The sequence below is a fragment of the Streptomyces sp. NPDC005402 genome (assembly GCF_040606575.1).
GTDB lineage: Bacteria > Actinomycetota > Actinomycetes > Streptomycetales > Streptomycetaceae > Streptomyces.
Genome location: NZ_JBEXFB010000001.1, coordinates 701,319 through 718,975, shown reverse-complemented (window position 1 = coordinate 718,975; position 17,657 = coordinate 701,319). Strand labels below are relative to the sequence as shown.

Below are 17,657 nucleotides of genomic sequence, written 5' to 3'. Positions count from 1 at the left end.
CCGGCATCACAGTGCGCACCCTGCGCTTCTACCGCGAACGCAAACTCATCCCGCCCCCTCGCCGCGAGGGCCGCATCACCTGGTACGACGACGCCGGTACCGCTCAACTCACCGCACCTCCCGCGCATACGGCGCCACGGCGATCCGGTCGATCAGCGGCGCGTACTGGGAGCGGAGCAGTACTCCGGGGAAGGTGTCCGAGGCGTAGGTCGTGCCGTCGAAGTTCGGCAGTTCCTCGGAGCGGAAGGCGATCGTGTTCTGCCCCTTCTTCAAGGTGACGGGGACGGTCAGCTCCCAGAAGTTGTCCTGGTGGAAGCTGTGCGGGAAGCCGACCCGTCGCATGTCCCCGCCGTTGACGGTGATGTCGGCGTGGCGGGCCAGCGGGTCCGGGTTGTAGTGGGTGGCCTCCGACTGTTCCGGGTTGGAGTAGCGGATGCGCAGGGCGTACAGGCCGGCCCGGTCGGCGGTGACGGTGAACGTGGCCGTGTTGGTGTTGCCCGGGTCGCCGCCGATGCCGGTGATCGCCGTGCCGTCGGTGGCCAGGGGGAGCGGGGTGAGCGTGGCCGAGCCCGCGAGCACCGCGTCCTGGGCCTCGTACGTACGCGCCTTGAGCGCGCTCTCGCTCGGCGTGGCCGTGAGGCGGTCGACGAGAGTGGCGGACGAACCGCCCGTCACCGTCACCTTGTTGACGCCACCGGAGAGGGAGACCGCGACGCGGCTGCGGTCCTTGGCCAGGCGCAGGACGTCGTGTCCGTTGACGGAGAGCCGGGCGCCGGTACCGCCGAGGGTGTCGACGTCCAGGGTGGCCTCACGGTCGGCGGGGGAGTAGACCCAGAACGTGGCGCTCTGGCCCTTGGCGAGCCGGGCCGCGCCCGAGCCCGAGCCCGGCACGTTGTAGACGGGCTGTGCTCCACCGCCCAGCCACGCCAACTCACCTTCGTACACCTGCGTGTTGGCCGAAGCGTTCGGCAGGGACAGGGTGAGGCGGTCGACGATGGCGTCCCCCTTGGTCACACGCTTGCCGTCCAGGCTCTTCGCGGCGAGCGTCAGGGTGTGCTTGCCCTTGGTGAGCTTCACCTTGGTGTCGGTGTGGTCCCACACCACCCACTTGTAGCCGAGCGGCAGATACAGCTGCTGCTCGCCGGCGGCCTGGCCGTCCACGCGCAGGAAGACGTTGGTGGGGCCCTGCTCCTTCACCTTGTCGAAGGTGTTGAGGGAGTTGGCGAAGACGCTCAGGTCGTAGGTGCCGTCCTCGGGCACGTCCACGGTGAAGTCGAGCGTGACGTCCGAGCCGGTGCGCAGCCCGCCCACGTCGTAGCCGCCGGACGTGTAGAACTTCGACACGTCGGAGGTGGAGCCCTCCGGGCCGTTCTTCGAGTAGCCGGACCCGGTGTGGGCGGCGTCCTCCGCCTCGTAGGAGCCCTGCCAACGCACCGGCGGGGACTGGGTCTTCGCGGCCTTCCCGGCCGGGCTGAGGACGATCTCGTACGCCGAGGACTCCTTCAGCTTCGGCAGCGCGCCGTCACCGAAGTCGACGGTGACCGTGCCGTCGTCCGCGACCTTCAGGTCGGTCTCGGTGAGCAGCTTCGGGCCGGAGTTGTCGCCGACCTGCCCGCTCCACTCGATCTCCCGCACCCATGCGTGCACGTTCTTGCCGAAGAGCTTCTTCTGGACGCCGGAGAAGGTGATGTGCCCCTTGCCGGTGGAGCCGCCGAAGAGGAGCCGGGCCTGCTTCTTCTTCTCGTCGAGGGTGGCCACGCCCTGCATGGTGTAGTTCTCGCCGGGGAACGGCGGGGTCACCGTCACGGTGTGCCCGCTCATCGAGGCGTACGAATTGAGCAGCCACCACTGGCCGTTGCCGCGGTTGGACTGCACCGCGGAGTCGGAGAGGTTGCCGTCGATGTTCCAGTAGGCGATGTCGGCGTCCACCTTGGACTCCTCGATCGCGGAGACCCACTGGATCATCTGGCCGGGCACGGAGGTGTGGTAGTTGAAGGCGTACTCGTTGATGTTGACGGGGAGTTGGGTGCCCTCGCGAGAGGTGCCCTTGAACAACTCCTTCTCCCACACCCGGTACTTGGCGACGCTCTCGCGCACCGCCTCCGGGTGGCTCAGCTCGTGCCAGGTGATCACGTCCGGGAGGGTGCCGGCGGCCAGGGTGTGGGTGAGGAAGCCCTTCACCTGGTCGTACAGGACGCTGGTGTTGGGTCCGGCGATCCGGGCGTCGGGCATCTTGCCCTTGATCAGCTTGTACGCGGAGTCCCAGGCGGCGAAGTAGTCGTCCGGGTCGTTCAGCCAGCTGACCTTGTCGTAGCTCCACTCGCCGGTGCCGAACATGTTGCCCTCGGGCTCGTTGAACGGCACGAAGACGATGTTGTCCTGGTACTGCTTCGGCAGCTTCAGGACCTGGTCGACCTGCTTGGCGATCTTCTCCTCGTAGAGCTTGAGCTTCTCCTGCGGGGTGCTGCCGGGCCACTCGTAGGGGAAGCCGCGGTGGATGTCGGTCATGTAGATGTACACATCGCCGTCGGTGGAGTCGGCGAGCGGCTTCACCACGTCCAGCGCGTCGGCACCGGGGTGCTGCGGGCCGTCCTGTGCCTTGGTGGAGACCGTGCGCAGGCCCATGCCCTCGATGAGGTTGTTGGTGGGGACGTCCGGTCCGTACACGCCGTAGAGGGTGCCGGAGGCGCCACCGTGGAAGGCGCCGGTGTCCGAGCCGAGGTCCACGGTGAGCTGTCCCTCGCGGACGACGGTGACGGTCGCCCGCACCGCCCGTCCGGCCGCGGTTCCGGCGACCGTGAAGGTCCCGGGCTCGGCGTACTTCTCGGGCGGTACGGCGTCCCAGACGAGGGGTGTGTCGCGGTCGTAGCCGTCGGAGTAGGTGGAGCGGACGGCGGCCGGGAGGGTCGGGGCGGTCCCGTCGGTGGTACGGACGTCGAAGGAGGTCTTCGAGAGGTCCTGGAGGGCCGGTACCGTCCCGACCAGGCCCGCCACCTGCTCGGCACTGAGCGCCGAGTGCCACACGGCGAAATCGTCGACGGCGCCCTTGAGCAGCGGGTCGGGGTAGAGGGACTTGCCTATGTAGCCCGCGGCGGTCGCCGAACCGTCCAGCAGATCCTTGGCCTTGATGGCGGTCGCGGCGGAGGAGACCGCCACGCCGTCGAGGTAGGTGGTGAGCCGGCCGGCGGAGGTGTCGAGGGTGACGGTGACCGTCCGCCACGCGTCGGCGGGCAGCGGCGCGTAGCCGCGGACCTGGGTCTCCGCGCCGCCTCCGCCGGTGGTCACGGAGGTCTGGAACAGCCCGTTGCCGTTGTACGGGGTGCTGAAGAGGTACTTGCTGGTGTCCGTGCCGAGATCGAAGATCCGTTGCCAGGACGACTTGTCGCCGCTCCACTTCACCCGGGCGGAGACGGTCAGGTCGCTCGCGTCGCCGACCACCTCGCGGGGCAGTCGGACGTAGGCGCCGTCGGAGGTGGGGGCCCCGCCGGGCAGGGCCAGCGCCTTGCCGCCGTCCGTGCCCGCCACGGACTGGGCCGTCGCGCTGTTCACGAGGCTCGCCGTCAGGCCGTTGCCGGAGCTGTCGGTGATCTTTCCGGAGGCGAGGTCGTCCTGGTCGAAGGTGTAGCGGGCGGCGGGCCCGGGCGCCTCGGCCGCGTGCGCGGACACGGCGGGCGCGGCCAGCAGGCCCGCGCCGAGGGCCAGCGCCATGGCGGCCGGCGCCCGGCGGCGCGTGGATCTGTCAGCGGATGACATGGAGTGCGTCCTCAATCGTCGAGTAGCGGGTTCAGGTCGGCCCGCCTCGGGTCGCCGTCGAACCGATTCGATCCAGGCGGGTGCAGGGGGAAGAGGTGTGTGCGGGAAGAGGGGCTGGGGCGGCTCTACGACGGCAGGGGTGAGGGAGTCACCTGGGCCGACCGCGCCGAACCGGTTCGGCGAAGCTAGCACCGGGACTTCCGGCCAGCAATCCCTTCGACACAGGGATTTCACCGTCGCTCGGGCCCGGTCAGGCATTACGGCACGGGTATTGACAGGGGGCCGGGCAGTTCCTACGTTCACTTCCATGCGAACCGGTTCGACAGCCGGTCGCCCCGTCCCAAGGAGTCGCCGTGAACATCGGTGAGATCGCCCGGCGGGCCGGTGTCTCGCGCAGCACCGTGTCCTACGCGCTGAGCGGCAAGCGCCCCGTGTCGGAGGACACGCGCCGGAAGATCCAGCGGATCGTCGACGAACTGGGCTACCAGCCCAGCGCCAGCGCCCGCGCCCTGGCCAATGGCCGGACCAGCACCCTCGGTCTGGTCTTCCCGCCCGCCGGGAACCACTACACGGGCATGCAGCTCGACTTCATCGGCAGCGTAGTGGAGGCCGCCGCGACCTACGACTACGACGTGCTGCTGTCGCCCAGCGGCGTCGACAGCGACCGTTCCTTCCAGCGGCTGCTGGGGGAGCGACGGGTCGACGGCGCGATCCTGATGGAGATCCGGCTGGAGGACGACCGGGCCGATCACCTGGCCGCGCTCGGTTTCCCCTCCGTCGCCATCGGCCGCACCGCCCACCCGGAGGACGGCTGGTACGTCGCCCTGGACCACACCGCGCTGGCGGCGGCCTGCGTCCACCACCTCGCGGACCTCGGCCACCGCCGAATCGCCTTCGTCAACCGGCCCGAACAACTCCTGAGGACGGGGTACGAGTCCGCGCAGCGCGGCCTGGACGGCTTCACCAAGGCCGCGGCCGAACGCGGTCTGACGGTCCGCACGTACTGCTGCGCGGACGACGCCGCAGCGGGCCAGGCCTGCGTGGAACGGATCCTGCACGACGACCCGGCCACCACGGCCCTCGTCACCCTGAACGAGGCCGCACTCGGCGGCCTCTACCGGGGGCTCGCCCACGCGGGCCGCCATGTGCCGCGCGACTTCTCCGTCACCGGGGTCGTCGCCAACCGCTGGGCGGAGACGGTGACCCCGCAGCTCACCGCGGCGGACGTACCGGCCGCCGAGATGGGCCGGCTCGCCGTCGACCTGCTCGTGGAGCGGCTGGACCACCCCGACGCGCCGCCCCGGCAGCACCTCCTCATCCCACCGATCTCGCTGCGGGCCAGCACCGGGCCCGCGGGGGCCCCGCAGACCTGATCGGATCCCCCGAGCACCCGTCACACCGCTTCACGCCCGAACACCCGTCACCCCACGGCGCGTTCGCGGTGCCCTTTTCTCCGCGCGACCCACCGCCGCGGCACCCGCATGCCACAAACCGAAGGAACCCGCCATGAACAGCTTCTCCAGACGACGCCGTCCGACCGCCGCGGTGCTGATCTCCCTGGCCGTCGCCACCGGCGTCACCGCCTGCGGCTCCGGCTCCGGCAGCAGCGGCACCGAGGGCGCCGACAGCAAGACGTACACCGTCTGGGACCCGTACCCGCAGTTCGCCAAGGGCTCGGCCTGGACGAACCTGCTGGACAAGTGCGGCACCCAGGCGGGCGTGAAGGTCAAGCGGACCGGCTTCGACACCAGCGACCTGACCAACAAGGCCCTGCTGGCGGCCCAGCAGGGCAACTCCCCGGACATCCTCATCGTCGACAACCCGGTCGTCTCGACCCTGGCCGAGGCGGGCGTCCTCACCACGACCGACGACAACAAGCTGGACACCTCGAAGGTCGACCCCAACCTCCTCGCGGCCGGCCAGTCGGGCGGCAAGACGTACGGCACCCCGATCGGCGCCAACACCCTGGCCCTCTACTACAACAAGAAGGTCCTGAAGGAAGCCGGCGTGGACATCGCCTCGGTCAAGGACTGGGCGTCCCTGACGGCGGCACTGGAGAAGGTGAAGAAGGCCGGCAAGAAGGGCATCACGTTCTCCGCGATCGGCACCGAGGAGGGCAGCTTCCAGTTCCTGCCCTGGTTCTGGGGCGCGGGCGCCAAGCTGACCCAACTCGACTCCGCCCAGGGCGAGTCGGCGCTCACCCTGTGGAAGAACTGGCTGAAGGGCGGCTACGCCCCCAACTCGGTCCTCAACAACACCCAGACGACCAGCTGGCAGGAGTTCGCGACCGGCGACTACGCCTTCGCGGAGAACGGCACCTGGCAGCTCGCCAACGCCAAGAAGGCCGGCTTCGAGTACGGCGTACTCCCGATCCCCGGCGCCTCCGGCGGCAGCGCGGCAGCACCGACCGGCGGCGAGTTCGTCACCCTCCCCGTCCAGGACGACACCGGCCGCTACGCCACCTCCCAGAAGCTGGCGACCTGCCTGACCAGCACCCAGAACCTGTACGACACCGACACCACCCTGTCCTACGTGGCCCCCACCAGCGAGGTCCAGGACAAGCAGGTGGCCGCGAACGCCGAGCTGAAGCCGTGGGTCGACGCGGTCAAGGCCGCCAAGGGCCGCACCAGTGACGACCTGGGCACCAAGTACCCCAAGATCTCCGAGCAGATGTGGAAGGCCGTCCAGTCCGCACTCAGTGGCTCCACGTCCCCGAAGGACGCGCTGACCGACGCGCAGTCCGCCGTCAAGTGAGCACATCGCGGGGCCAGTTGATGAGCCAGACGACACAAGTACCGCGCCTGCGGGCGGACTCCGAAGGCGCCCCTCCAAAGCAGCGGCGCCGCCCCGCCTCCCCGCAGTGGGCCGCCTGGGCGTTCCTCGCCCCGGTGACCCTCTACCTCGTCCTGTTCTACGCCTATCCGCTGTACCGCAACCTCGATCTGAGCCTGCGCAACTACACGGTGCGCTCGTTCGTGCGGGGCGACGCGCCGTTCACGGGCCTGGCGAACTACCGGAAGGTCTTCGAGGACCCGACCTTCGCCCCGGCCCTGTGGCACACCGTGGTGTTCACCGGCGTGTGCCTGCTCTTCCAGTACGCCATCGGCCTGGCCCTGGCGGTCTTCTTCCACCAGAACTTCCGGCTCTCGGCCACCCTGCGGGCCCTGTTCCTGGTGCCGTGGCTGCTGCCGCTGATCGTGTCCGCCTCGACCTGGTCGTGGATGCTCAACAGCGACTCCGGCATCGTCAACGCCGTCCTGCACGCCGTCGGCGTCGGTCCGGTGAACTGGCTGACCTCGCCGACCTGGTCGTTGGCCTCGGTGATCATCGCGAACATCTGGATCGGCGTCCCGTTCAACCTGGTCGTCCTCTACAGCGGCCTGCAGTCCATCCCGGCCGGCCTGTACGAGGCCGCCGCCCTGGACGGGGCGAACGCCTGGCGGCGCTTCTGGAGCATCACCTTCCCGCTGCTGCGCCCGGTCTCCGCCATCACCCTGCTCCTGGGTCTCGTCTACACGCTCAAGGTCTTCGACATCATCTGGATCATGACCAAGGGCGGCCCGGCCGACTCGTCCACCACCTTCGCCACCTGGTCCTACCAGCTCGGCTTCGGCAACCTGCTGCCCGCCTTCGGCCCCGGCGCCGCCGTCGGCAACCTGCTCGTGGTCGCCGCCCTGGTCTTCGGCCTGATCTACCTGAAGGTCCAGCGAAAGCAGGCGCTGTCATGAGCAAAGGACTGAAGACCGCCCTCGGTCTGCTGCTGACCGGGATCATGCTCTTCCCGGTCTACTGGATGCTCAACGTGTCCTTCACCCGCGACCAGGACATGCGCAAGTCCCCGCCGGACTTGTTCCCCGTCCACGGCACGCTGGAGGGCTACCGGGCCGTCCTCGACCAGCAGTTGCCCTACCTCGGCACCAGCCTCGTCATCGGTCTGGGCACCGTCGTGCTGACCGTGGCCCTGGCCGCCCCGGCCGGCTACGCGCTGGCCAAACTGCGCCCACGCGGCGGGGGCGTGCTCAGCTTCCTCCTGCTGGTCGCCCAGATGATCCCCGGCATCATCATGGCGATGGGCTTCTACGCCATCTACCTCCAGCTCGGCCTGCTCCAGTCGGTGCCCGGCCTGATCGTCGCCGACTCCACGCTGGCCGTCCCCTTCGCCGTGCTGATCTTCACCGCGTTCATGTCCGGCATCCCCGGCGAGCTGATCCAGGCGGCGCAGATGGACGGAGCAAGGGCCCTGCGCACCTTCTGGTCCATCGTCCTGCCGATGAGCCGCAACTCGATCGTCACCGTGTCGCTGTTCGCGTTCCTGTGGTCCTGGTCCGACTTCATCTTCGCCAGCACCCTCGCCAACGGCGGGGCGCACGAGCCGATCACCCTCGGCATCTACCACTACATCGGCAACAACAACCAGCAGTGGAACGCCATCATGGCCACCGCCGTCGTCGCCTCCCTGCCCGCCACGGTCATCCTCGTCCTCGCCCAGCGCTACGTCGCCGCCGGAGTCACCGCCGGCGCCGTCAAGGACTGACGTCCACGGCCCACCCCCATCCCTGACGATCACCGACGATCCCTGCTCGAGAAACGAGTGTTCCTTTCATGACCGCCGACCGCTTGGGCCCGGCCTTCTCCGTCCAGGACATCCCGTTCAGCACGCACGGCTCCTGGTTCGGCATCTCTCCGGTGCTCGCGGAGAAGACCCGCGCCGAGGACCTCCACCTCGTCTCGCACCAGAACGGCATGCACGCCGTCCTGCGCTTCGTCCCCCTCGACCCCGCGACGGGCGAGCGGGCCGAGACCCTGATCGAGGCCACCCCGGGCCTGCTCACCTGGACCGGCGCGGCCGGGCGCGTGGAGCTCACCTACGAGACACCGGACACCGTACGGCTGCGCGGCGCGGGTGCGCCGCTGCGGATCTCGGCGGCGGCCCGGACGCTGACCCCGTTCAGCGGCACGTACTTCTACCGCGAACCGGCCGCCGACGCGTACGTGTTCACCTCCTACGAGACCGGACGCCGCTACCGGGTCACCCTGCTGTCCGGCACGGTGGCCGAGGTGTTCGGCAGCCAGGCACTGGGCAGCGCCGACCGGGGAGTCACCGTCGCAGCGGACGCGGACGGCGGGTGGGAGATCGCGGTCGAGGAACTCGACACCGCCCGCCCGCCCTACGTGTCGACGGCGGCCTTCGGCAAGGTCGTCGAGGCCACGCGGAACTCCTTCGCGGACTTCGTCGACACCGTTGCCCCCTGGCGCTCGTCCGCCACCCCGGCCGCCGAACTCGCCGCCTACGTCCTGTGGTCGGCGACCGTACGCCCGGCCGGCCTGGTCACCCGGCCCGGTGTCCTGATGTCCAAGCACTGGATGGACAAGGTCTGGAGCTGGGACCACTGCTTCAACGCCCTGGCCCTGGCTTCCGGTTGCCCCGAGCTGGCCCTGGACCAGTTCCAGCTGCCCTTCGACCATCAGGACGACTCCGGGGCGCTGCCCGACTCGGTCACCCACTCCGAGGTGCTCCGCAACTTCGTCAAACCACCCATCCACGGCTGGGCGTTCGGCCATCTGCGCCGGCGACTGCCCACGCCTCCCGACCGCGCGGAACTGACCGTGACGTACGACCGGCTGGAACGCTGGACGGAGTTCTGGCTCACCGCCCGGCGCGCTCCCGGCGCCGCCCTGCCGCACTACCAGCACGGCAACGACAGCGGCTGGGACAACGCCACCACCTTCGACCCCGAACGCGTGGTCGTCACCGCGGACCTGGCCGCCTTCCTCACCCTCCAACTGCGCGAACTCGCCGACCTGGCAACGCACTTGGAGAGACCTGAGGACGCTCTCCGGTGGACGCGGGCCGCCGAGGAGACGCAGCGGGCGATGCTCGACCAGCTCTGGACGGGCGACCGGTTCGTCACCCGGGGCGTCGACAGCGGCGACACCTGGGGCACGTCCAGCCTGCTCGACCTGATGCCGATCGTGCTGGGCGAGTATCTGCCGGACGACATCAGCGAGGTGCTGGCCGGCCGGATCGAGGCCCATCTGACCCCGTACGGCCTGGCCACCGAGCTGCCGACCTCACCGCACTACCTCCCCGACGGCTACTGGCGCGGCCCGATCTGGGCCCCCGCCACGGTCCTGGTCGAGGACGGTTTGCGCCGCGGCGGCCATCACCGGCTGGCGGACGAGATCAGCGCCCGCTTCCGCACCCTGTGCGAGAACCACGGCTTCGCGGAGAACTTCGACGCCCTGGCCGGAACGGGCCTGCGCGACCGCGCCTACACCTGGACCGCCGCCGCCTACCTCCTCCTCGCCGAAGCCCACGCACAGCGGGACGACGAGTGAGGCCGGTCAGGCCAGGGTGACCTCGACCGGCAGCTTCTTGATGCCGTTGACGAAGTTCGAGCGCACCCGGGGGACGTCACCCACAAGGCGGATGTCGGCCAGGCGGGGGATCAGCTCCTCGAACATGATCCGGATCTCGGTGCGGGCGAGGAGATTGCCCAGGCACAGGTGCGGGCTGCCCTTGCCGAAGGTGACGTGGTCGTTGTGCTGCCGGGCCACGTCGAAGTCGTAGGGGTTGCCGAAGACCTCCTCGTCGCGGTTGCCGGAGGCGTACCACATGACGACCTTGTCGCCCTCCCTGACCTGCTTGCCGCCGAGTTCGACGTCCCGGGTCGCGGTGCGCCGGAAGTGGTAGACGGGGGAGGCCCAGCGCAGGAACTCCTCGACAGCCGTGGGGATCAGCGACGGGTCGTCCCTCAGGCGGGCCAGCTGCCCGGGGTGCTGGAGGAGGGCCAGCATGGAGTGGGTGATGGTGTGGCGGGTGGTCTCGTTGCCCGCCACCACGAGCAGCAGGAAGTAGTTGTCGAAGTCCCGCGGGGAGAGCGGGACACCGTCGCGCGGGGTGGTGTTGACCAGCTTGGACACCAGGTCGGTGCCCTCGCCGCCGCGTCGCTGCCTCGCCAACTCCCGTCCGTACTCGAAGACTTCGAGGGAGGCGGGGGAGCGGAAGGGTAGATCGCGGTACTGCTCGCTCTCCGCGCTGTGCAGCAGCACGTCCGCGTAGTCCGGGTCGGTGTTGCCGATGATGCGGTTGCCCCAGTCGATGAGCTGCTGGTTGTCCTCCGGCGGGACGTCGAGGAGGCGGGCCAGGACGTTGATGGGGAAGTCCGCCGAGACCTCCTTGACGAAGTCGAAGGTCCCCTTGGCCAGGGCCGCGTCCAGGGTCTTCGCGGTCAGGCCGCGCAGGAAGTCGGTGTAGCTGTTGATGACCGCCGCGCCGAACTGGCGCTGGATCACGCTGCGCAGGGCGCGGTGCCGGACACCGTCAAGCTCCAGGATCGAGGCGCGCTTCCTGATCTGGTCCTCGTCGACCTCCTCCAGGTTCACGAACCTCGTGGAGGTGAAGGTCTCCGCGTCCCGGTCCACGCGCGCGATGTCCGCGTGCCGGGTGACGGCCCAGAAACCGGAGTTGGGCGCCTCCTCGGGCTGCCAGTGCACCGGGTCCTCGTGGCGCAGCGTGTGGAACATCCGCCAGGGTGTGACCCCGTCGGTGAAGTGGCCGAGGTTCGCGAGGTCGACGTCCGCGAGGGGCATCGGCTCGATGGTGGTGGCTGCTGTCGTCATCGGGGAGTCCTTCACAGGTGGTAGGCGTACTCGGTGAACTCCCAGTCGGTGACGTGCCGTTGGAAGCGTTCGACCTCGTTACGCTTGTAGGTGAGGTAAGAAGTGGTGAAGTCCTTGCCGAGCAGCTCGGTCAGCGCGGTGTCGGCCTCCAGCGCGTCGAGGGCGGCGGGCAGGTCCATGGGCAGGACCGCGGAGCGGGCGGTGTCGTAGCCGTAACCCTCCAGCGGCGCCGGCGGCTCCTCGCCGGCCTGGACGCCCAGCAGGGCGGCGGCGACGGTGCCCGCGACGATGAGGTACGGGTTGGCGCTCGCGTCACCGAGCCGCAGCTCGAGGCGGGCTCCGGAGCCGCGCTCGGGCGGGATGCGCACCATCGCGCTGCGGTTGTCCAGCCCCCAGTCGACCAGCCAGGGGGCGAGCGTGTCGGGGCCGAAGCGTTTGTACGAGTTGACCGTCGGGTTGGCGAGGGCGGCGAGCGCGGGAGCGTGGGCCAGGATCCCGGCGACGGCGTGCCGGGCGGTCGCCGACAAGCCGTAGGAGCCTGCCGGATCGTCGAAGGCGTTGTCCCCCTCCTCGTCCCGGCAGGACAGGTGGAGGTGGAAGCCGGAGCCGCCCGCGTCCCCGAAGGGCTTGGCCATGAAGGTGGCCAAGTTGCCCTCCTTGCGGGCCAGTTCCTTCACCGCGGCCTTGAAGCGGAAGGCGCGGTCGGCGGCGTCGAGGGCCTCGGAGTGGGTCAGGTTGATCTCGTACTGGCCCCCGTCGAACTCGTGGTTCCCGGTGACCACGCCGAGGCCGAGGTCGCGCAGGAGCCGCAGGGTGCGCAGCAGGTGGTTGCCGGGGTCGGCGCGCAGGCCGGCGGTGTAGACGGCGCCGGACACCTCGGGAGCGCGGCGCCAGCCGGTGGGCGTCTGCGGGGCCGGCTCCAGCAGGAAGTACTCCAGCTCGGGGCCCACGACGGGCCGCAGCCCCTGCGCCGCGCACCGGGTCAGCACGGCGCGCAGCAGGTCGCGCGGCGACTCGGCGGCCGGGCTCGACGTCGCCGGGTCGGTGACCTCGCCCAGACAGGTGGCGACACCCGGTTCCCAGGGCAGCGCGGACAGGGTCGACAGGTCGGGCCGTACGCACACGTCCGGCAGCCCCGCGTCCAGACCACCCGCGACCGGGACCACGTCACCCTGCGGGGTGGTGTGGTAGACGGCCTTGCAGAAGGCCAGGCCGTGCTCGCAGGCCGCGGGCAGGTGATCCACCAGGACGTCCCGGGCGCGGTCCGTGCCGATGAGGTCGGGATAGATCACCCGCACCACGTCGATGCCGTCGGCGCTGAGCCGCTCGACGTGACGGCGGATGTCCGGGGTGTCGTGAGCGCTCACCGATGCCTCCTTGGGCGGCTGGAGCAGCCTCGGGTTCTCATTTGAACCCGAACGTTATGGAGGAGGTCGCCCGCCCGCAAGGGGTGGACGCCAATAATTTATCCACCTGGATAGGTATTGACCAGGGGATGCCGTCTGTCTACCTTGTTTGAAGCCAAACGAGTTGGGGTGCGGTCTCCTCGGCGGTCTCCGCAGTGGTCTCCGCACCCTTTGGCCGGGGCCCGGCCGCAGTCGGCCGGGCCCCACTTCGCCCCTTCGCTTCCGCTCCCTCAGGAGGACCGGCCATGAAGGTCGTCGTCGACATGAACAAGTGCCAGGACCACGGCCAGTGCGTCTTCGCGGCCCCCGACGTCTTCTCGATGGACGAGGACGGCCGCCTGCTGTACGTCCCCGACCCCGACGACGCGCTGCGCGACGAGGTCGAGGAAGCCGCGGACGTGTGCCCGCTCCAGGCGATCCGGATCGAGGACTGACGTGGGCGCCGGCATCGTCGTCGCGGGCGCCTCCATGGGTGGCCTGCGCGCGGCCGAGCACCTGCGTGCCGCCGGCTGGCGCGGCCGGATCACGGTCGTCGGCGACGAGCCGCACATGCCGTACAACCGGCCGCCGCTGTCCAAGGAGGTCCTCGCGGGCAAGGCGCCCTTCGCGTCGCTCGCCTTCACCCCCAAGGCGGCCGCGGCCGACGTGGAGTGGCGGCTGGGTGTGCGGATCGTCTCGTCCCGCCTCGCCGAACGGACCGTCTCGCTCGACGACGGCTCGGTCCTCCCGTACGACGGACTCGTCGTCGCCACCGGCATGCGGCCCCGCCGGCTGCGCTGCCCGGGCCCGCTCACCGGCCGGCACACGGTCCGCACGATCGACGACGCCCGGGGCCTGCGGGCCGAGCTGACCCGGCCCGGCGTGCGCGTGGTCGTGGTCGGCGCCGGGTTCATCGGCTGCGAGGTCGCCGCGACCGCCGTGGCGCTCGGCGTCGCCGAGGTGACGGTCGTCGACCCGCTGGCCCTGCCCATGGTCGGCCCGCTCGGGGAACTGCTGGGACGCGTGCTGCTCAAGAGGCACGAGGAACGCGGAGTGCGATTCGTCCTCGGCACCGGCGTGTCCGGTTTCGTCGGCGAGGACCGCGTCACCGGGGTCGTCCTGTCCGACGGGACGGTGCTGGCGGCCGATGTCGTCGTCGAGTCCGTCGGTTCGGTCGCCAACACCGAGTGGCTGGACGGCAACGGGCTCGATCTCTCCGACGGTGTGCTCACCGACGAGCGACTGCGGGTCGCCGGCCGCCCGGACGTCGTCGCGGTCGGTGACGTCGCCCGCTTCCCCAACGCCTGCTACGACGGCGTACCCCGCCGCGTCGAGCACTGGTCCATCCCGACCGACACCGCCAAGCACGCCGCCAGGACCCTCGTCGGCGCCGAGTCCGCGCCCTTCGCGCCGCTGCCCACCTTCTGGAGCGACCAGCACGACTTCCGGCTGCAGTCCTTCGGCGCGCCCGTGCTCGGCAAGGACGACGTACGGATCCTGGACGGCGACCCGGAGGGTGACGTCCTGGTCGGCTATCACGCCGGCGGCCGACTCGTCGGCGTCGTGGCGCTCGGCGGTCACGCCGCCGCGACCGGTGCCGCCCGCTACCGCGCCCAGTTGCTGAAGCAGCCCGCCCTCACCGCGTAAGGAACCCCGTCATGTCTGCTGTCCGCGGCTACTTCCACCCCAAGACGGCGAGCGGTGCCTCGTCGCTGATCCCCGCGCCGCCGTGGCGCTACTCCGGCGACCTGCTCACCGTGGAGTACCGCACGGATCCCGCGCGGGTACGTGAACTACTGCCCGAGCCACTGGAGTTGGCCGACGAGGATCCGGGCGCCGTCGCCCTGATCTGGGCCGACTGGCAGTCCTGCTCGGCGTCGGCGGACGAGCTGCTCGACCCCGTGCGGGCCCAGTACAAGGAGGCCTTCGCGGTCGTCCGCTGCACCTACCGGGGGGAGACCTACTCCCGGTGCGTGTACATCTGGGTCGACAAGGACTTCGCGATCGCGCGAGGGCTGCACCAGGGCTACCCGAAGAAGCTCGGGTCGATCCACCAGACCCGCCCGCACCCGTACGGGCCCGCTCCGCGGATCGAGGCGGGAGCACGGTTCGGGGCGACGCTCGCCGCCGCGGACCGCCGGCTCGCCCAGGCCGTGGTGACCCTGCGGGAGCCGTCCCCGGGCAACGGGTTCGTCAACGGGCACCCCATGGCCCACCACCGCTGGCTGCCGTCCGTCGAGAAGGGCAAGGGGCTGGCGCTGGACGAACTGATCGAGTCCGGCGCGGCTTCCTTCGAGGGCGGTCAACCCTGGTTCGGGGACGCCGAGTTGGAGCTGTTCGAGGCACCGACGGAGGAACTGGCCCGGCTGGAGATACGGGAGCCGATCGCCGCGTACTACCGGCAGGTCGGCGTCGTCTGGGACGGCGGCCGACTCCTGGAGTCCAAAACCTCCGGAGCCGAATGACCCCCGTACACCGCCCAGCACTTGGAGACCGGACATGACCGAACACACCCTCACGGTGGCCGGGGTCGCCGTCGACACCCGGCACTGGATCGGCGGCGAACGCGTCGCCTCCGCCGACACCTTCACCGACGTCTCACCCATCGACGGCACCGACCTCGGGGAGATCGCCCGCGGTGGTCCCGCCGAGGCGGCCGCCGCCGTCGCCGCCGCCAAGGCCGCTTTCCCCGGCTGGGCCGCCACCCCGCGCGCCGAACGCGCCCGCATCCTGCACGCCGTCGCGGACGGCGTCGAGAAGCGGATCGAAGAGCTCGCCATCGTCGAGACCACCGACAACGGGGCGCTGCTGCGCTCCCACCGCCGGGGCGTGATGCCGCGCGTCGCGCACAACTTCCGCTTCTTCGCGGACTGGTTGCTCACGCTGGACCACGACGACTTCGAGACCCGCGGCCACACCAACCACGTCTCCTGGGACCCCGCCGGCCCCTGCGTGCTGATCACCCCGTGGAACGCGCCGCTGATGCTGGCCACCTGGAAGGTCGCCCCCGCCCTCGCGGCCGGCGACACCGTGGTCCTCAAGCCCGCCGAGTGGTCCCCGCTCACCGCCTCCCTCCTCGCCGACATCGCCGCCGAGGCCGGTCTGCCCGCCGGTGTCCTGAACGTCGTCCAGGGCTACGGTGCCGAGATCGGCGACGCCCTGACCTCGCACCCCGACGTGCGCCGGATCAGCTTCACGGGCTCGGTTCCGACCGCCCGGCGCATCGCCGCCTCGGCCGCGCCTCAGCTCACGCCCCTCAGCCTCGAACTCGGCGGCAAGTCACCGCTGTTGGTGTTCGCCGACGCCGACCTGGACCTCGCGGTCGACCTCGCGGTGGAGCAGTACGACAACGCCGGTCAGGTGTGTCTGGCGGCGACCCGCATCCTCGTCGAGGAGCCGGTCGCCGAGGAGTTCACCCGACGATTTGTCGACAAGGCAACCCGCCTCCGGCAGGGCGACCCCCGCGACGAGGCCACCGACATCGGCCCCACCATCCACCCCCGCCAGCTGGCGAAGATCGACGGCTTCGTCCAGCGGGCCCTCGCGGCCGGAGCCCGAGCCGTCATCGGCGGACACCCCAGGGGCGGCCAGTACTACGCGCCGACCCTCCTCACCGATGTGGCCCAGGACTCGGAGATCGTCCAGGAGGAGGTCTTCGGACCGGTCCTGACCCTCCAGACCTTCACCGACGAGGACCAGGCGGTCCGGCTCGCCAACGACACCCGCTTCGGTCTCGCCGCCACCCTGGCCACCGGCGACCCCGAGCGCGCCGAACGCGTCAGCGCGCAACTCGTCGCCGGCACCGTCTGGATCAACTGCTTCTTCGTCCGCGACCTCCAGGCCCCCTTCGGCGGATCCCGCCACTCCGGGGTCGGCCGCGAGGGCGGCACCTGGAGCTTCGACTTCTACTGCGACCTGAAGAACACCGTCACCGCGCCGAAGGGGTGGAAGGACCATGGGTGAGATCGTCGGGGCGGGACTGCTCGCCCACGTCCCCACCATCGTGCTCCCGGAGGAGGAGCGGCTGGAACTGAACGAGGGCAGGGAGATCACCCTCGTCACCGGACTCCAGCAGCTGCGCCGGGAGGTGTTCGAGCGCGACGACTACGACACCGTCGTCGTCCTCGACTCCCACTGGGCGACCACCGTCGAGTTCGTGGTCACCGCCCAGCAGCGCCGGGCCGGCCTGTTCACCTCGGAGGAACTGCCGCGCGGCATGTGCAGGATGCCGTACGACTTCCCGGGCGACCCCGAACTGGCCTTCAACATCGAGAAGTTCGCGGACCGGCACGGCACCTGGATCACCGCGATCGAGGACGAGTACCTGCCGATCTACTACGCCACCATCAACCTCTGGAAGTACCTGGGGGAGGGGCTGCCGGACAAGCGGTGGGTGACGATCGGGGTCTGCCAGACCGGTGACATGGAGGACCACCTGCGCCTCGGACGGGCACTGGCGGACGGCATCGCCGCCACCCCGGGCCGCCGTGTCCTGCTGATCGCGTCCGGCGCCCTCTCGCACACCTTCTGGCCGCTGCGCGAGCTGCGCGACCACGAGGCCAGCGACCCCGTGCACATCCGCACCCCCGAGGCCCGGGAAGCGGATCGCGAGCGCATCGCCTGGTTCAAGGAGGGCCGCCACGACAAGGTCCTCGACACCATGGACGCGTTCTGGAAGGTCAAGCCGGAGGCGAAGTTCTTCCACTACCTGATGATGGCCGGCGCCCTCGGCGAACAGGCCTGCACCGCCCGGGCCCGCCAGTACGGCGCGTACGAGAACTCCGTCGGCACCGGCCAGGTCCATCTGTGGTTCGACCGGCCCGCCGACGGCTGGACCGGCGACGGGCTCCAGCAGAGCCAGCGCACCCCTCACAGTCGTATCTAGGAGACTGGACC

Annotated in this window: 13 protein-coding genes and 1 pseudogene; 11 read left to right on the top strand and 3 right to left on the bottom strand. The window is 70.3% G+C overall.

The genetic code is table 11. From position 1 onward, the window contains the following. Positions 1–110 (top strand): annotated as a pseudogene (locus ABZT02_RS03230) (MerR family DNA-binding transcriptional regulator); the annotation flags it as partial. Here the strand turns inward: ABZT02_RS03230 and ABZT02_RS03225 are convergent. Next, a complete protein-coding gene (locus tag ABZT02_RS03225; protein ID WP_356013700.1) occupies positions 109–3,708 on the bottom strand; it encodes a LamG-like jellyroll fold domain-containing protein in 3,600 nt (1,199 codons plus the stop codon). The pseudogene ABZT02_RS03230 and the gene ABZT02_RS03225 sit on opposite strands and share 2 nt — an antisense overlap. 398 nt (positions 3,709–4,106) lie before the next feature. On the opposite strand from ABZT02_RS03225, the gene ABZT02_RS03220 reads away from it, so the two are divergent. From ABZT02_RS03220 to ABZT02_RS03200, 5 genes are all read left to right on the top strand, one after another. After that, positions 4,107–5,126, top strand: coding sequence for a LacI family DNA-binding transcriptional regulator (locus ABZT02_RS03220; protein WP_356013636.1), 1,020 nt, complete (start codon positions 4,107–4,109; stop codon positions 5,124–5,126). 133 nt (positions 5,127–5,259) lie between these two features. Continuing rightward, on the top strand, positions 5,260–6,507 hold the full coding sequence (locus tag ABZT02_RS03215; RefSeq protein WP_356013634.1) for an extracellular solute-binding protein: 1,248 nt from the start codon (positions 5,260–5,262) through the stop codon (positions 6,505–6,507). A gap of 20 nt (positions 6,508–6,527) precedes the next feature. Continuing rightward, positions 6,528–7,481 carry a sugar ABC transporter permease gene (locus ABZT02_RS03210; protein ID WP_356013632.1) on the top strand — a complete coding sequence of 318 codons (954 nt, stop codon included), beginning with the start codon at positions 6,528–6,530 and terminating at the stop codon, positions 7,479–7,481. Further along, entirely contained in the window at positions 7,478–8,287 is an 810-nt protein-coding gene (locus ABZT02_RS03205) for a carbohydrate ABC transporter permease (RefSeq protein WP_356013631.1), read from the top strand. The genes ABZT02_RS03210 and ABZT02_RS03205 overlap by 4 nt, the downstream gene beginning before the upstream one ends. Positions 8,288–8,355: 68 nt before the next feature. Next, positions 8,356–10,092: a trehalase family glycosidase gene (locus ABZT02_RS03200; protein ID WP_356013628.1), complete on the top strand. Its 1,737-nt coding sequence runs from the start codon at positions 8,356–8,358 to the stop codon at positions 10,090–10,092. A gap of 6 nt (positions 10,093–10,098) precedes the next feature. Here ABZT02_RS03200 and ABZT02_RS03195 read toward each other — a convergent pair whose 3' ends face one another. Then, positions 10,099–11,376, bottom strand: a complete 1,278-nt coding sequence (locus ABZT02_RS03195; RefSeq protein ID WP_356013627.1) for a cytochrome P450 — start codon at positions 11,374–11,376, stop codon at positions 10,099–10,101. An 11-nt stretch (positions 11,377–11,387) separates the two neighbouring features. Next, a complete protein-coding gene (locus ABZT02_RS03190; protein ID WP_356013625.1) occupies positions 11,388–12,743 on the bottom strand; it encodes a glutamine synthetase family protein in 1,356 nt (451 codons plus the stop codon). Between the two features lie 284 nt (positions 12,744–13,027). On the opposite strand from ABZT02_RS03190, the gene ABZT02_RS03185 reads away from it, so the two are divergent. The 5 genes from ABZT02_RS03185 to ABZT02_RS03165 are packed head-to-tail and all read left to right on the top strand — an operon-like array spanning position 13,028 to position 17,646. Beyond that, on the top strand, positions 13,028–13,216 hold the full coding sequence (locus ABZT02_RS03185) for a ferredoxin (RefSeq protein ID WP_266524449.1): 189 nt from the start codon (positions 13,028–13,030) through the stop codon (positions 13,214–13,216). A 1-nt stretch (position 13,217) separates the two neighbouring features. Continuing rightward, positions 13,218–14,408, top strand: coding sequence for an FAD-dependent oxidoreductase (locus ABZT02_RS03180; RefSeq protein ID WP_356013622.1), 1,191 nt, complete (start codon positions 13,218–13,220; stop codon positions 14,406–14,408). Positions 14,409–14,419: 11 nt separating this feature from the next. Continuing rightward, entirely contained in the window at positions 14,420–15,226 is an 807-nt protein-coding gene (locus ABZT02_RS03175) for an acetoacetate decarboxylase family protein (RefSeq protein ID WP_356013621.1), read from the top strand. Between the two features lie 34 nt (positions 15,227–15,260). Further along, on the top strand, positions 15,261–16,724 hold the full coding sequence (locus ABZT02_RS03170) for an aldehyde dehydrogenase (RefSeq protein ID WP_356013619.1): 1,464 nt from the start codon (positions 15,261–15,263) through the stop codon (positions 16,722–16,724). Next, positions 16,717–17,646, top strand: a complete 930-nt coding sequence (locus tag ABZT02_RS03165; RefSeq protein WP_356013617.1) for a 3,4-dihydroxyphenylacetate 2,3-dioxygenase — start codon at positions 16,717–16,719, stop codon at positions 17,644–17,646. Before ABZT02_RS03170 ends, ABZT02_RS03165 begins: the two co-directional genes overlap by 8 nt. Positions 17,647–17,657 lie beyond the last annotated feature (11 nt).